Source organism: Anaerotruncus sp. 1XD42-93 (assembly GCF_009917605.1).
Taxonomy (GTDB): domain Bacteria; phylum Bacillota; class Clostridia; order Oscillospirales; family Ruminococcaceae; genus Anaerotruncus.
Genome location: NZ_QZEG01000008.1, coordinates 1 through 15,199 on the forward strand (window position 1 = coordinate 1; position 15,199 = coordinate 15,199).

Genomic DNA, 15,199 nt, shown 5'->3' on the forward strand with positions numbered 1-15,199 from the left:
TCTTTTGCTTTAGCCAGAGCTTGCCCAAAACCAAAGTTTTACTCGATTTTTTTCAAAAAATCGCGGGGTCGAGGGGCGGAGCCCTCGACGCGCTCCGCAGAGCGCGGAACGCTTTATCCTGAGAAGCGCATTTTTCGGGTGAATTGCCGCCCGAAGGGCGGCAAGAGGGGGCTTTTTGCAAGAGAAAAAGCCCCCTTCCGGTTTGGTGACCTGTATTAAGATTATAAACGAAAGATCGCCGCATTTCATCACGAAATACGGCGTTTTTCTGAACATAATTTCATTTTCTTCAATTAGCAAAGAATCCAGTCCCCAACCCACTCGTTTTTAGAAAAATTAAAAAGACGACGATAAACACGACCATTTTCGGATTTATAAACCCAATCAATTTTATCCTGACGGGGCTGAATAGTTGCAGAGTTTTCATTTTTGATCGCAACAATCTGCGCAGAAGTCAAACTTGTGGCAGATACCTGCACCCCCAAAAAAGAAACCACAAGCAGACCTGCCGATAAAGTAGACATCATTTTTTTACGAAGTTTCATTCTGTCTCACCTCATTGATAGAATTATAAACTGGTAAATCAGAAAATAGATTATGGTTATCATAAACTCTTCCCCAATGTACGCCATCTATATAAATGTCATATTGACCATCTGAACTCAAAATAAGATATGCATTATCAGAGTCCAAAAGAGAGTAGTCATCTGGAACAGGATATTCTGGCTCCAATATAAAAGAAAAAGCGCCAATCAGAAGCGCTGCACACACAAGCATACTTGGTACAAGATGTCGCTGACGCGCTTCTTTGGTCTGCCGATTGCTCATTGACAGCAACTGGAATCGCTGTTTCACTGGAGCCTCTTTTGCTGTTGCAAACGCTAAGGCACAGTTGGAAAGCGGCGAATCAACACTGATCCTTGCGACATCCACCAGACACTGCATATAGTCATTGGTTTCTTTGTCGCTCATATACTGGGTAACCACTTCATCAGCATGAAGCTCTAAGACTTTTGCAAGCTGACTCCTGAGAAGCGATGTAATTGGATTCCACCAATACACCGCACAGACAAATTCACAAAATATCTTGACCCAGGCATCATGGTTATCATAATGTGCGATCTCATGCCGGAGGACATGTGACCATTCCCCAATGGAAAGCTCCATGTCAGGTATCGCGATGACTGGGTATCGCCATCCAACCATCATCGGAACTTTAACCAGAGGAGAACATATCAGTTGGAAGGTTGCAATTCCCTTGGAACGCTTTTTGCATAACCCAACCAACGCTATTTTTGCTTCCGCAGGACAAGGAACCGCCGTTTTTCGTACAGCTCCTTCAAGCTGTAAAAAAGGAAGCATCGACCGCGAAAAGCAGATAACCGCACCGATTAGCCAGATTGTGACGAGAATCACTCCCGGGGATACCGCTATTTCCCCAAATACAAGTGGGGTAATCAGGAAATCCCGTAATGCAGGCAGGCCCCATCCAAGATAGATACTGGTTTCAAAGCCAAGCTCAAACGGAATCACCATGCGGATCATAGCAATCATCAGAAACCAGATAATCACTCTCGAACCGGTATAAACAAGCCACTCGTCCTTTTGTAAAAACCGCCAGACCAAGTAAACCAGCAGACTGCCGAAAAAAATGATGCTCAACAAACCGGTTGCTGAAATCATCTTAAGAGTCCGCCTCGAGTTTCTCCCGATGCTGGTGAACAAGCTCCTCCAGCTCATCAATCGTCTTTCTGTCTACATCTTCTTCCAGGAGTCTGGAAACGATTTGTGTCGTAGGCAGCTTGGGGCTGATGTCTTTGAACTGTTTGATGAAAAGCTCGGTCGTATACACTTCGGGATCCACATTGGGTCTATACCGACGGGAAAGAACGGTTCCACTGTGGACAATGTCCGCGATCTCGATCATCCCGGCATTCAGAAGATTTTTCAGAACCACATTTACGGTGTTGATGCTTGTAGAACTGATCCTGGCAATCTCAGACGCAAGATAAGGCGTATCGCTTTTCCACAGCAGGGTCATGACCTCCATTTCCCTGCGGCTCAACTGAATTGGATTTCTAATTTGGGGCACAGCACATCTCCTTTCTTTTTTCCTAAAACGGAATTTATTTTATAAATAATTATAATACAAAAAAATAGAAAGTCAATAGTTCTGAGGGAAATTTTTATCCGTTTTTTGAAAAAGCGGGTATCTGCCCCCGAAAAGTACGACGCAGGCTAAAAAAGCCGCGGCAAATCAAAACGGAACCGGAAGGAGAAAGCCGGGGGTAACGATCAGGATTGCCGCGCCCGCCGCGAACGAGACCCCGTTGGCAACAAGCGCATAGATAACTGCCAGCCAGCGGCGCGCCGGTTCTCCCGCCGGACGGTACCGGGGCAGCAGAAACGCATAGGCAGTCGCTTCGAGCAGAAATACCAGAAATTCCAACAGAACATATTCGACCATCAGCAGCAGGCCGCCCGCATGATAGGCGGTCAGATTGAGCAGGAGGTTCAAAATCCCCTGGGTGACAAGGTTAGCCGCCAGAACAATGCGTATCTGCTGTCTGGCGCGGTAACAGAACAGAACCGCAACCACAAGTTCGATCGCGACGGTTGCAGCCATCCGGCAGAAAAACGAAACAATCTGCCAGAGATAACAATACGATCTTTGCATTGAAAATTCGCCGATTTTTGTCTCGCCCGGCGACAGCGAAAGATCGTGCAGATCCGCGGTGAACAGGCTGTCAAATGCGTACCGCTCATAGCTTTCGGCGCTCACCACAAAAGCATCCTGCTCGGGAAAATAGAGCAGAAGTTTAAAACGGGCAGGCGGAAAATAGCCCCAGGTAAACGAGGAGGTCTCGGTACAGTCCTGAAAATATTGCAGGAAGTACCAGCCATCCGGACCCTCAAACGCTACAAATTTTTCCCAGATTGGGTATTCCGGGTCTTCAGGCGTATAGCGCGGATTGTCTGGAAACTCCTCCAGCGCGGTATACGGCCCGCAAAACGGCTCGGGAGAAAGGAGCGTAGCCATGTACCGTTGTCCCTCAAGCCCCTCGAACCGGATGCGGGTTGAGGCCTTCGGCCCCATATCCGCCGAAATTCCGGTCGACAAGAGAAGAACAGCCAGAACCATGCAAAGGACCGCCGCAACCGTCCTTCGAAAAAACCATCTGGTTTGGGCGGGACCACCTTTTTTTCCCTGGCGCAGAGAAACCGTTAAAGCGCCATCAGACCTGTTCATAGTCCTGTTCACGTGCGCGGGTATTCAACCGCTTCTTGCCCCGGACGATCAACCCCACGACTTTAGGCCCGGCATTGATGGCGATTGCCGCACCCGCTTGCCAGAGCGCCTTGGGGGAATGGCCAAACCGTTTGGAAATCGCCTTGCTCATCTCCTCCCCGCACTCGGCGGCCGAGCCGTAGACCACGACGGTCGGGGCTTTTTTATCCGCGCAGTTGGCGTATCCCACCTCTGCCAGACGGGTGATGAGGTTTTTGTCGCCGCGCACCTTTTCAATCACCGTAGTTTTTCCGTCTATGATCGAGATGATCGGGCGCAGACCCAGCACCTCCCCCACAAAGGCCGCTGCTGCGGGCACCCGCCCGGACTTTTTCACATAGGCCAGGGTGTAGGGGGCAAAATAAATCTCAACGGTCGAAAAAAAGTCGTCCAGATAGGAGACAATATCCTCTGCCGTTTTGCCGGCCTTGACCATCTTGGACGCCTCAACCAGCGGGTAGCCATAGCCCAGGGTATAACTGCCGGAGTCCAGAATTGTGATCCGCAGCCTGTCCTGCGCGTCCGGATGCTCCTCGAAAAAGGTCTTTTTTGCAAAAACCGCCGCTTCAAACATATTTGAACCTGCGGAGGTGATCGTCGTATTGATGATATCGGTATAGCCCTGTGCATAAGCGTCCTCATACGCCTGCTGGTAGGTCAGCGACAGGATGTGGCTGGTGACTGGCAGCTCCTTTGCTGCGGACAGTCTTTCGTAAAATTCCGGGATCGTGAAATCCACCCGCTCGTAATAGCCCTTCCCGTCGATCGTGATCGGGATCGGCAGCATCACGATGCCGCCTTCGGTCAGGTCCTGATCGCTGATGTCGCTTGCAGAGTCGGTCATCAGCAGAATCTTCTGGTTGTGTGCTGTTTTTTTTGCCATATCTGTTCTCCTATCCGTTCCATTCGTATTTGGTCAGCTTGCCCGCATTTTGCAGTTCGGGAAACTCCCACTGGCGCAGCGCCTCATAAACCGCCACCGCCACCGTATTCGAGAGGTTCAGGCTGCGTGCCCCCGCGATCATCGGCAGACGTACGCAGCATTCCGGATTTGCATGGAGAAGTTCCTCGGGGAGCCCCCGGTCCTCCCGGCCAAATACAAGGTAGGTGTTGTCCGGATACTGCGGCTCGGTATAGGTCTGCTGTGCTTTGGTGCTGAAATAATAAAATCTTCCCTCATTTTGCGCAAAAAATGCGGCCGATGAGGGATAGGTCGTGATGTCCAACAGATGCCAGTAGTCCAGCCCCGCGCGTTTGAGTTTGGCATCGGTGATCTCGAAGCCCAAAGGCCCTACCAGGTGCAGGCGTGCACCGGTCGCTGCACAGGTGCGCGCGATGTTGCCGGTATTCTGGGGAATCTGCGGCTCAATCAGAACAATGTTTAAGGTCGGCATGTTTTCCATCCTCGCGGTACAGAGTTCTGGCTGGCGCTCCCAGCCAGAGCCCTCTGTCTGTTTTCTCTACTTTACCATTTTGTCCCCGAGGAAGTCAATATCGTACAAGCGCTTCTTTCCTGCAAATTGACGTCCTGTGAACAGCATAGGGGAAGCTTCAGCCGTTATCTGCCCGCCGGGTCGACAACACAGGTTTTCTCGAAGGATATTTTTCCACATCATCAAAAATACTTGTTGAAAGAATGTGCAAACTATGATAATATTTTAAAAAATATACATAGGAGGTAGGGAAATGGAGAAGCAAAGCGGTTCAACACAAAAATGGTATCCAAAAAATATCCGGATCATCTTATCTCTTCTGCTCTTTGTTTCTGTAGGTCTTATTTTGATGTGGGAGTGCAGCGGATGGAACCCAACGTCCAAAGCGGTCATATCAGTATTGGGGAACACGGCGGCGGACGTGCTCGGCTGGGGATTGCCTGCGTTGCTTTGGCTGTTGGCTGCAATCGGAATATTGTCCCTTCTGAAAAAGGGAAAAAGGCTGGATGGGAGCCGGTTTAAAAGGCTTTCATGCGCCGGATTGTGTGTGGCCTCCTGCTCTTTTCTGGCCTGTGCCCCTGCCCCGCTGGGGGTCGAAAGGCAAGTGCCGGAACATCTGCCGGCCGCAGCAACTGTCGGTTCCCTTTCCCTAGCAGAGAGGGAATCCGGATCGCAAGCGCCCGAACCGGCCTTAACAAAGCGGTTGAATGTCAGCCAGGCAATCCTGAAAGAGATGGAGCCGGACAGGCTGTCTTTGGAACTTGCGCTTTATAAAGCCGCGGGAAAAGCCAATGCTGCAAGCATAGACAAAATTGAGGTTACCGTCTCGGCAAAAGACAAATTTGCCGTTGATACAGAGCTGACAATTCTTCAAAACGATATGAAAGCGGCGAAATGGGCGGCGGTTACGCTCTATAACACCTTTGCAGCGATAGAGGGGTATCAGGTTTCCCTCTATACGTTTGCAGTGTCTGCCAACCAGACTCCGCTTTGGACGATCTCCAAAACAGATGATGACGAGAAATTCAGCATTGCAAGCGTGACGCAGGATGGGGCAGCAACGACGTTTACCGCGCAGGAATTGGAGCAGGAACGTGCAGGGGCTGTATCTTCCGGCCAATCGGAATCGCCTGCGCGGGAGCCTGCCGTACAGAAACAACCGGTTCCTGCTGCACCGGCCCCTGCGGTCACATCCCCGCCGGCGGACAACAGCTGGACCGCTGACCTTGATAAAAACGCATCCGACACCAATGAGGTCACCGGGCCGTTGGATCAAACCGCTTACTGGGTACCACGCGGAAAATCCTATCATTTTTCTTCCAACTGCACCACGCTGAAACGCTCCAAAACCATTCTGAGCGGGAGCCTACAGCAGGCGCTGTCCGCCGGAAAAGCGGACCCCTGCAACCTGTGCGCAGGAGGCAGATAACGGACAGAATAAAAATACCGCCGGTTGCAAAACCGGCGGTATTTTTGATCGTCTGAGACCTGCAGCGGGTCAGAAGCTGGGGGAACGGTCCAGAAGCTCCTCGAAGATTCCGGCGAGAACATAGGGGGTATCGTCCGGGAAAATCGAATCCCCGGCCTTCATATCTCCGCCTGAGTCTTCACTAATCAGCTCCCCAAATTCGGTCAGGTTCCCATCGTTTCCGACCTGATCGCGGACGTCAAACAGCATTTCGTCGCCCACTGAAAGCATAAGCGGCATGAACGCGCTGTCTGAAACCATGATGCAGAGAAGGAACGGCTCTTCCTCGAGCACCGAATCTTCACCGCCTGCAACCGTCCCAGGCAGGTAGATATACACCCCATCGGTATAAACATCATCCGCGAAGAGGGCCGCCTCTACCCAGCCATAGTTTTGCTGGAGGACTGCTACCGTAATTGGCTGGAGAACCTCGTCAAAAAAGAGCTGGAAAGAACTGAGCGGGTCGATATACTCGGTATCCGGCTGGGATTCTTCCCAGAAGTGCTCCAGCTCCTCGGGCTGGGATCCCGCCCAGTCAGTCGCGATCTCTTCCGGAGCGGGGGCACTAGCCGCTTCCGAGTGGAGCTGTTCGTTCTCCTGCGCGTATGAGAACACCAACGACAATCCCACAGGCAGCAGAGTGAAAAAGATCATGACGATGACCACAGTAAGCAGGCATCCAACCAGAGGAGGCTTTCTGAGCGGCTTATCCAGCTTGGACGCGGATTGATATTTTTTTCCGTGGGCAAACCGCCGGGCAGTTTCTTCATGGTAGTAGTGGCTTCCCTGAAATACGCTCTGGTCGAACTCGTCAGAGATGTCGTACCGGTCCCGGTCGGGGGCAGGCTCGTCCTTGCGGTCACGCTCCCGTTCGATCTCCTGGTTTCTCCGACGGATGGTGCAGATCGCGCAGACATCATCAATGTAGCTTCCGGGAAGTTCCTTGCCGCAGTCATGGCAGTGCTTTTTTGGCATCCCCGGACGGATGCAGTCGTCATCCGGAACAGTGGACACCGGTTCCGTAGCTTTGGGCGTCTGCTCCGGGTGTTTGATCCCACAATAACAGCAATAAAGGCTGTCCTCCGGGATTTCCCGTCCGCACTTTCTGCAAAACATACAAATCAACCTCATTTCAGCGCTGCCCCCATCGGGAAACAACGCGCAAAGATTCGCGCTGCTACTCGCAGAAGCGCAGCGCAACCTCGGCAGCGGTCGCTGCGTCGGGGGTATAGCTGTCCGCACCGATCGTGTCACAGTAGCTTTGGGTAACCGGTGCGCCGCCGATCATCACCTTGACATTCCCGGCAAGCGGCGATTCCCTGACCAGGTCAACGACCCGCTTCATTTCGGGCATGGTGGTCGTGAGCAGCGCGGAACAGGCAATGATTGCCGCACCATGTTCCTGTGCTGCGGACAGGTATTTTTCGGCAGGCACATCCACCCCTAGGTCGATGACCTTCAACCCTTTGCCTTCAAACATCATCTTTACGAGATTTTTTCCAATATCGTGCTGGTCGCCCTTGACAGTGCCGATCACCACGGTGCCCTTCGATTCCACCCCCGCATCAGCGAGCAGCGGTTTCAAAAGCCCAAGGCCGGCGTTCATCGCGCGGGCGGCAAGCATCACTTCAGGGATAAACACCTTGTTTGCCTTGAATTTTTCACCGATCACATTCATGCCGGCCAGCAGCCCATCGTTTAAAATCTGGTCGGCGGAGATTCCCGCGTCTATCGCTTTTTGAATCTGCTGTTTGACAGCGGGTGCGCGCCCCTGCTGCAACAGTTTGCTCAGATCCTCCAACAGTCCTTCCAAAATAAGCCCCCCTGAAAACAGATTTTGTCCCCCGAATGCAACAGCAAATGCGTTTGGAACCCGACGCCTCACAGACAGAGGGGTACCCCTCGATTCCGCAGCCTTTGCAAAGGCCGAAAACGTCTGGTCCCGATTATTCACCCTCTGCCAAAGCAGCGGGCGTTCGGATCACTTCTAAAAACATCATACCCCAAAACCGGTCAAAATTCAAGACTGCGCCAAAAATCGCCTTGAGAGGAAACGGGACGGAAACCCACCGGCACAGCGGTTTCCAATATCGTGAAAGATTCGTAAACAAACGGGAGAATTCATAGAATATTCATAAACGGCCGGTAGAATGGGGGGCAGATCAAAAAAAGGAGGATGATCCATGGAGAAACCTGCGGTCAAACAGCAAGCGACGACAGCAGGGAAATCGACAAAACGACTGAAAAAATACATAGCGTCAGCAGGTGCAGGGATGGCATTCCTGCTGCTCTGCGCGTTTTCTCCCAAGATGCAGGCCGAAGCACTTACGCCGCCCGCACAGGAGACCAAAACCGTGACCGTTACCGAAAAAATCCCGTTCGAGACGACCTATGTCGACCTGCCAAACACCTACCGAGGCTATACCGAGCTGGTGAGCGAAGGCGTGATGGGCGAGCGGCAGGTCGAGGCGCAGGTGATCTATGAAGGGGATCAGGTGGTAAGGGTGGTTTCGATCAAGACGACGGAAACCGGCCGGCCGGTCAACCAGGTGGTCCGCCGCGGGACCAAGCTGCTGCGTACCCCGACGGCGGACGGGAGCGTTTGGAAAACCTCGTTTGCAAACCCGCTCAAGACCAGAGGATGGCTGTCAGCGGATTTTTACGACTACCACGGTCACAATGGGATCGACCTCGCCGCGCCTTATGGAACGCCGGTCTATGCGGCGGCGGGCGGCACCGTCGAGCTTTCGGGCTGGTACGGCGAGTATGGACGGTGTGTCATCATCGGGCATTCGGATGGCAGCAAGACCCTCTATGGGCACAACAGTAAGCTGAATGTGTCGGTTGGGCAGACGGTGAAACAGGGGGAGAAAATCGCGGAAGTTGGCTCGACCGGGAACTCGACCGGGAACCATCTGCATTTTGAGATTCGGGTGGGGGGGACATTCCTCGATCCGCTCGTTTATATGGATAAGTAAAGGTAAAGAAGGCCAGAAATCCTTAGTTTTACGGTGATAAGGAAGGATAGAAACTAACTTATCATCAACGCTGGCAAACAGGGTGCAGGCAAGAGCAGAGAACACATCACTTTCATTAGTGGTCGGTTCTCTGCTTTTCTGTTACGCAATAGAACGCTGTTTTTGAGGACAGACATATAAAACCCTTACCTTGTTATTTCAACATCCGCAAAGCCGCATAAATCAAGGATAAAACACCCCCTACTGTGTAACAATCCCCATAATAAATTGAGGGCGAAAGCAGTTTGCTGATTTCGCTCTCTTTGCTACCTACTATCGGTCGAAGCGGAATTGCAATATGGCTTCAACCAGTTTTGCCTTTAATCTGTCCTGCGTATCGTCATTGAAATACCCTTTATACATAGACGGATATTGATGTGCGCAGTATAATGCCGCAATACGGCGTCTACCGCTTCCGGCCCTCTGGCAACGGCTTTTTGTTGCTCATATTTCAATTTCTCCCATTCTTTTTGTAACTGTTTCAGCGCAACATTTCTCCTGCGGTTTATCGAACTCCTGCAACGCCCGTATCATCTGCCGATTGCTTCATCACGATAGCCAACGAAGTAATAAAGCAACAAAACTTCCCGCCTTAATTCCGGCAATCTTAATAATTCCGCTGCCAACCGTTCATCATCAACGATAACTTCCTTTCCCAACACAATAAATACAGTCGGCTTATCCTGTTTTTCAAAGTAGCTGTCCATAGCAGACGGTTCAAAATATCGTTCTGATATCAGATAGTCAAGGGATATTTCTCTTGCCTCTTTCTGCTTCAAATCCCGCCATGCATTAATTGCTTCATGGCGCAGGACAATCTTGCAGAACGCATGGAACGCATACTCGATATGTTCCATGAACTGTTCAGAATATCTCATTTTCTCTCACCCCCTTTCTTCCCAGTAGGGGGCTATTACAACAAATGCCCATGCAGCATAAAGCAGCATAGGCATTTGGTTAATACGAATCATCAAGACATACGAAATGATTTGACAGCTCATATTCATGGGTAGTAGATCCCCTGGATATCGTCTACACAAGAGGGGGATTGTGATAGAATGGAACTATCTTAAAAGACCGGGGGCAGAAAGATGGATGCATCCTATCATAGACACGACATAAACGATAAAGTATGGGAGTTGCTTGAACCACATTTGCCGGGGCAACGAGGCCAGTGGGGCGGGATTGCTCAGGATAACCGCCGTTTTATCAATGCGGTGTTTGGGATATTGCGAACCGGAGCACCCTGGCGTGACCTGCCTCCCGATTACGGGAAGTGGGGCAGTGTTCATCAGAGGTTCATCCGTTGGCGCAGAAAAGGTGTTTGGGAAAAACTCTTGGAAATTCTGATCGATGAGCCGGATTGTGAATGGCTGATGATCGACTTCTATTCTAACAATTCAGATTTCAATTTTTCAAGCAGTCGTTCGGCAATAGGGGTAAAAATTTGGTATTTTTTCCAAATTAAATATATCTTTGTTTCAAGCTTTGGCGTGAGGGGACGAAAAACAAGTCCGCTTTCAGGGTTTGTGTCAATTAGATGCTCAAAAGTTAAAAGATAACCCAGCCCCTCTTTCACAAAAAGCGACCCGTTATATGATAGACGAAACGACCCTTCAAGGTGTAATTTATCCATGCTGTTGCCACACCATTTGGAAATATCATTGCTCCATCCCTGTTCGGAACAAAAAAGAGGGAGTCCAAATAAGTCATCCACGCAGATGGCTTCTTTTTCCGCTAATGGACAGTTCTCTGGCATGACAACACCCCAAAGATCAGCATGGGGAAAGGTTAAATAATGATATTTTGCAGTATTGGGTTCCTGCGCCAGTACGGCAAAGTCAATGATACCTTTATCCAGTTTTTCTGTAACCTGTTCCGTGTCGCCGCTGGTAATATGATAATGCAGATCAGGGTAAGACTCTTTGAATCTTCTGATTGTGGCGGCGAGGCATCTGATCTGGTAAGATTCCGCCAAACCGAAGTAAACATCCCCTCCCAGAACATCATCCAAAGCAAGAAATTCTGTTGTAATTTTGTCAGCTATTTTTATCAAGTCTTCTGCCCGTTTTCGAAGCAAAACACCTTCCTCAGTCAGCTGTATGCTGAAACTATGGCGAGTAAACAGTTTTTTCCCAAGCTCGTCTTCAAGTGCTTTTAACTGCTTGGAGAGAGTAGGCTGGGTGACGTGGAGCAGCTGCGCCGCACGGGTCATGTTTTCTTCTCTTGCCACTGCGAGAAAATATCTCATTGTCCGAAGTTCCATATTGTCCTCTGTGATATTCTAAAAATTTATATCATGATATAAATTATAGCCATTAGCGAAATGAAAGTCAAGAGGATATAATACAGACATAGCAGGAGGGGAGGCGGTCATACGGATGATCTGATTCAGAATCTAAAGGATGCAGGTTGCAGTGCTCAGACCATTGAGAAGGTCTGCAGGCTGTATGGTAACGGCCAGGTTCAGGATGTGATTAAAACGCTGCGGAAGCACCGCTGCAACTTGATGGACAGCCTGCATGAAAGTCAGGAAAGGGTTGACTGTCTTGATTTTTTAGTATGGAGAATGGAAAAGGGAAAGTAATCATTAAAAATAACAAAAAAGAAAGAGAGGTATTACAAGATGAAAAATACTGTACAACTGGAATTGACAAAGGAATGGGATAAGACTTTCCCGAAAAGTGAAAAGGTGAACCACCGCAAGGTGACATTCCCTAATCGTTACGGGATCACGCTGGCGGCAGACCTTTATGAACCGAAAGGAGTGGAAGGGAAGCTGGCTGCGATCGCGGTATGCGGGCCGTTTGGCGCGGTAAAGGAGCAGGCATCCGGGCTGTATGCACAGACGATGGCGGAGCGTGGTTTCTTCACGATGGCATTTGATCCTTCCTTCACTGGTGAAAGCGGCGGCACACCCCGATACATGGCTTCACCGGACATCAATACAGAGGATTTTCAGGCGGCTGTGGATTTCCTTTCCGTACAGGAGAATGTTGACCCTGAGCGTATCGGCATTATTGGCATCTGCGGCTGGGGAGGCTTGGCCCTGAATGTGGCGGCACTGGATACCCGCATCAAGGCGACGGCTGCCTCTACCATGTATGATATGTCCCGTGTCAATGCCAACGGATATTTTGATGCGGATAATTCCGCAGACGCACGATACACAAAGAAGGAAGCCATGAACGCCCAGAGGCTCGTGGATTATAAAAATGGCAGCTATGCGCTGGGTGGTGGCGTTGCCGATCCGCTTCCGGAAGATGCGCCTTTCTTTGTAGCAGATTATCATGATTATTATAAGACGGATCGCGGCTACCACAAACGTTCGTTAAATTCCAACGGCGGCTGGAATGTGATCGGCTGTATGTCCTTTATGAACCAGCCTATCCTTCAGTACAGCAATGAGATACGCGGCGCAGTCCTTATCATGCATGGGGAGAAGGCACATTCCTGCTATTTCAGCCGCGATGCTTATGCCGCAATGGTGAAGGATAACCCTTATACAGATAATAAGGAGCTGCTGATCATCCCGGACGCCGTCCACACAGATCTGTATGACGGCGGCGGGAAGGACGCCATCCCGTTCGATAAGCTGGAGCAGTTTTTTTCGGAAAATATGAGATGACATTTATAAACTTAAAATACGAGATGGAAGACGATGTTAGGAAATTTTATGTATTGTAACCCGACGAAACTTTATTTTGGCGAGGATTCCCTTGCCAGTCTGAATGAAGAACTGCCAAAGTATGGACAGAATGTACAGCTTGTGTATGGCGGCGGGTCGATCAAAAAGAATGGTATCTATGATCAAGTCATGGAGATTTTGAAAGCAAATGGAAAAAATGTGCTTGAAGATGCAGGCGTGATGCCAAATCCAACGGTACAGAAGCTGTATGAAGGCTGTAAGATTGCCAGAGAGGGTAAGGCAGACCTGATTCTTGCGGTTGGGGGCGGTTCTGTCTGCGACTATGCAAAAGCGGTTTCCGTATCTGCATACTGCACAGAAGATCCCTGGGAAAAATATTATCTTCAGATGAAAGATGTGGACAATGAGATCATTCCGGTGGGATGTGTCCTGACAATGGTTGGCACCGGCTCTGAAATGAATGGCGGCGCAGTTATCACGAACCATGAGCAGAAATTGAAGATTGGCCATGTATTTGATGAGAGGGTATATCCGAAATTTTCCATCTTAAACCCGGTATATACCTACACGCTGCCCCAGTATCAGATGGTTGCAGGAATCTATGACATCATGAACCATATTACGGAGCAATATTTCTCCGGGGAGGACGACAATACTTCTGATTATCTGATGGAAGGCTTGCTGCGATCTTTGATCCATTCCAGCAGGATCGCTGTGAAGAATCCTACGGATTACGAGGCAAGGAGCAACATCATGTGGATTGCGACATGGGCGTTAAATACCCTGGTGGCAAAAGGAAAATCTACAGACTGGATGGTGCATATGCTTGGGCAGGCGGTTGCGGCACATACGGATGCAACCCATGGCATGACCCTTGCGGCGGTATCCATGGCCTATTACCGCTTTATCTGCCCATTTGGGCTGGCAAAGTTCAAGAGATTTGCCGTGAACGTATGGGATGTAGAGCCGGAAGGAAAAAGTGATGAACAGATCGCAGCGGAAGGCCTGAAAAAAATGGAAGTTTATATGAATGAACTGGGTCTTACGATGAATCTGAAAGAGCTTGGGGTAACAGAGGAGATGCTTCCGGGAATTGTTGAAAGCACACTGATCATGGATGGCGGATATAAGGTGCCGGACAAGGATGAAATCAGGGAGATTTTAAAGAACAGCCTATAAAAAGCCAGTATAACAGAGCGAAATAGGCTGTCCCAACGTATAAAAACAGAGGAGCAGATAAGATGAATACAATAAATGACAAGGTGGTTGTAATTTTAGGGGCATCCAGTGGGATCGGTGAGGCAACTGGCAGATTCCCTCGAAGGATGCACCATTGCTTATAAGGCGGCGGATGTGGCCAGCTATGAAGAAGTAAAAGCTGTGATCGATATGGCTGCGGAATTGCATGGCCGGGTGGATATACTGTACAATAATGCGGGCATTATGTCTCCTGCCGGTATATACCAGCAGACGCCAACAGCGGCTTGTACATCAGACGCAGCCGCGCCGATCACCGGGGGCTTGGGGGCCTCGGCCACTAAGAACCCGTATTCACAACCATTCGACACCGTCTGAGCGGGTCTTTTGCCGGCCTGCCGCGTTGAAAAATCTTGCAATACACAAAGTATTGTCTGCATTTTTTCGCCTTGCAGGGCAGCAAAATCCCTCGCCCATCCGGCATCCTCTGATTATGGATACAGGTTCTAACAATCGGCACAGGGTATATACCTGTGCATTGCTTGCCATGATCACCATGATCGTCTACGTGTTCTCCGTTTGCTGGTGGTACTTATCCATAATTTCTTCCATACTGATATTTTGCAGACTTTTCTGTAAGTCCTCTCGGACATTTTGATAGGAAGAATCCAGTACACCATGAATGCTTCTCCCTACTGGACACAGGCAGGATGGAGATGCATGGATGCCAATCAGTTTATTGAGAAAATCCGGCTCAATTGCATTGCAGATACGATACAAAGTAATCTCGTCCAAAGAACAATTAAGCGTCGTACCACCAGTGCCAAACTTGACAGAGAGAATGCCGTCCTTTTTTAATGCACTGACGATATTCCGTATGGTTACAGGATTCACGCCAGTGGAGAGTGACAACAATTCACTTGTAACTTTCTTGCTTTCTCCATACTCACAAATAAAAACAAGACAATGTATGGCCACAGAGCATTTGGTACTTATGTGCATATGGCTATCCTCCCCGTTTCAACGCAATTGTATATCGGCTATGATATCACAAAAAAATTGCGGTGTAAATATTGACATTGCATCAGATGTGGAGTATACTCTTTGCGGTATAAATCTAAAAATTACACGTTGGAGGTACATGAT

The 15,199-nt window shown here is 49.6% G+C and carries 16 protein-coding genes and 3 pseudogenes; 7 read left to right on the plus strand and 12 right to left on the minus strand.

Annotation, left to right across the window (positions count from 1 at the left end):
• On the plus strand, positions 1-219 hold a 219-nt coding region (locus D5269_RS18295; RefSeq protein WP_207670302.1), incomplete at its 5' end, for a hypothetical protein.
• A 74-nt stretch (positions 220-293) separates the two neighbouring features.
• Here the strand turns inward: D5269_RS18295 and D5269_RS04830 are convergent.
• The 6 genes from D5269_RS04830 to D5269_RS04855 all read right to left on the minus strand — a co-directional run bounded on the left by D5269_RS04830 (position 294) and on the right by D5269_RS04855 (position 4,683).
• On the minus strand, positions 294-545 hold the full coding sequence (locus D5269_RS04830) for a hypothetical protein (RefSeq protein ID WP_120484035.1): 252 nt from the start codon (positions 543-545) through the stop codon (positions 294-296).
• On the minus strand, positions 532-1,683 hold the full coding sequence (locus D5269_RS04835) for a M56 family metallopeptidase (protein ID WP_158604866.1): 1,152 nt from the start codon (positions 1,681-1,683) through the stop codon (positions 532-534). The genes D5269_RS04830 and D5269_RS04835 overlap by 14 nt, the downstream gene beginning before the upstream one ends.
• Position 1,684: 1 nt before the next feature.
• Positions 1,685-2,092 (minus strand): BlaI/MecI/CopY family transcriptional regulator, encoded by a 408-nt coding sequence (locus D5269_RS04840; RefSeq protein ID WP_016316406.1) that lies wholly within the window; start codon positions 2,090-2,092, stop codon positions 1,685-1,687.
• Between the two features lie 165 nt (positions 2,093-2,257).
• Positions 2,258-3,142 carry a hypothetical protein gene (locus tag D5269_RS04845; protein WP_120484037.1) on the minus strand — a complete coding sequence of 295 codons (885 nt, stop codon included), beginning with the start codon at positions 3,140-3,142 and terminating at the stop codon, positions 2,258-2,260.
• A gap of 94 nt (positions 3,143-3,236) precedes the next feature.
• Positions 3,237-4,172, minus strand: coding sequence for a DegV family protein (locus D5269_RS04850; RefSeq protein WP_120484038.1), 936 nt, complete (start codon positions 4,170-4,172; stop codon positions 3,237-3,239).
• A 10-nt stretch (positions 4,173-4,182) separates the two neighbouring features.
• Positions 4,183-4,683 carry a tRNA (cytidine(34)-2'-O)-methyltransferase gene (locus tag D5269_RS04855; protein ID WP_016316409.1) on the minus strand — a complete coding sequence of 167 codons (501 nt, stop codon included), beginning with the start codon at positions 4,681-4,683 and terminating at the stop codon, positions 4,183-4,185.
• Between the two features lie 292 nt (positions 4,684-4,975).
• Here D5269_RS04855 and D5269_RS18865 point away from each other — a divergent pair, with 292 nt between their 5' ends.
• Positions 4,976-6,151 carry a hypothetical protein gene (locus D5269_RS18865; protein WP_120484039.1) on the plus strand — a complete coding sequence of 392 codons (1,176 nt, stop codon included), beginning with the start codon at positions 4,976-4,978 and terminating at the stop codon, positions 6,149-6,151.
• 69 nt (positions 6,152-6,220) lie between these two features.
• Here D5269_RS18865 and D5269_RS04865 read toward each other — a convergent pair whose 3' ends face one another.
• Both D5269_RS04865 and D5269_RS04870 read right to left on the minus strand, forming a co-directional pair.
• Positions 6,221-7,306: a zinc ribbon domain-containing protein gene (locus D5269_RS04865; RefSeq protein WP_016316411.1), complete on the minus strand. Its 1,086-nt coding sequence runs from the start codon at positions 7,304-7,306 to the stop codon at positions 6,221-6,223.
• Positions 7,307-7,367: 61 nt separating this feature from the next.
• Positions 7,368-8,003, minus strand: a complete 636-nt coding sequence (locus tag D5269_RS04870; RefSeq protein WP_022788467.1) for a corrinoid protein — start codon at positions 8,001-8,003, stop codon at positions 7,368-7,370.
• A gap of 370 nt (positions 8,004-8,373) precedes the next feature.
• Between D5269_RS04870 and D5269_RS04875 the strand changes: the two genes are divergently transcribed.
• On the plus strand, positions 8,374-9,168 hold the full coding sequence (locus D5269_RS04875; protein ID WP_016316413.1) for a peptidoglycan DD-metalloendopeptidase family protein: 795 nt from the start codon (positions 8,374-8,376) through the stop codon (positions 9,166-9,168).
• A gap of 312 nt (positions 9,169-9,480) precedes the next feature.
• Here the strand turns inward: D5269_RS04875 and D5269_RS18995 are convergent.
• Positions 9,481-9,662, minus strand: a pseudogene (locus D5269_RS18995) (helix-turn-helix domain-containing protein).
• Positions 9,639-10,085: pseudogene (locus tag D5269_RS04885) on the minus strand (sigma-70 family RNA polymerase sigma factor); the annotation flags it as partial. The pseudogenes D5269_RS18995 and D5269_RS04885, both read right to left, overlap by 24 nt.
• A 213-nt stretch (positions 10,086-10,298) precedes the next feature.
• On the opposite strand from D5269_RS04885, the pseudogene D5269_RS04890 reads away from it, so the two are divergent.
• A pseudogene (locus tag D5269_RS04890) lies at positions 10,299-10,592 on the plus strand (IS5 family transposase); the annotation flags it as partial.
• Positions 10,593-10,594: 2 nt separating this feature from the next.
• Here the strand turns inward: D5269_RS04890 and D5269_RS04895 are convergent.
• Complete coding sequence (locus tag D5269_RS04895) at positions 10,595-11,473, minus strand: LysR family transcriptional regulator (RefSeq protein WP_120484040.1); 879 nt, start codon at positions 11,471-11,473, stop codon at positions 10,595-10,597.
• A gap of 360 nt (positions 11,474-11,833) precedes the next feature.
• On the opposite strand from D5269_RS04895, the gene D5269_RS04900 reads away from it, so the two are divergent.
• The 3 genes from D5269_RS04900 (at position 11,834) to D5269_RS04910 (ending at position 14,431) form a co-directional block, all read left to right on the plus strand.
• Positions 11,834-12,835 carry an alpha/beta hydrolase gene (locus D5269_RS04900; RefSeq protein WP_120484041.1) on the plus strand — a complete coding sequence of 334 codons (1,002 nt, stop codon included), beginning with the start codon at positions 11,834-11,836 and terminating at the stop codon, positions 12,833-12,835.
• 33 nt (positions 12,836-12,868) lie between these two features.
• Positions 12,869-14,035, plus strand: a complete 1,167-nt coding sequence (locus D5269_RS04905; protein ID WP_120484042.1) for an iron-containing alcohol dehydrogenase — start codon at positions 12,869-12,871, stop codon at positions 14,033-14,035.
• A gap of 117 nt (positions 14,036-14,152) precedes the next feature.
• Positions 14,153-14,431 carry an SDR family NAD(P)-dependent oxidoreductase gene (locus tag D5269_RS04910; RefSeq protein WP_207709097.1) on the plus strand — a complete coding sequence of 93 codons (279 nt, stop codon included), beginning with the start codon at positions 14,153-14,155 and terminating at the stop codon, positions 14,429-14,431.
• A 186-nt stretch (positions 14,432-14,617) separates the two neighbouring features.
• On the opposite strand, the gene D5269_RS04915 is transcribed toward D5269_RS04910, so the two are convergent.
• Entirely contained in the window at positions 14,618-15,055 is a 438-nt protein-coding gene (locus tag D5269_RS04915) for an Rrf2 family transcriptional regulator (protein ID WP_120484043.1), read from the minus strand.
• Positions 15,056-15,199: the final 144 nt, after the last annotated feature.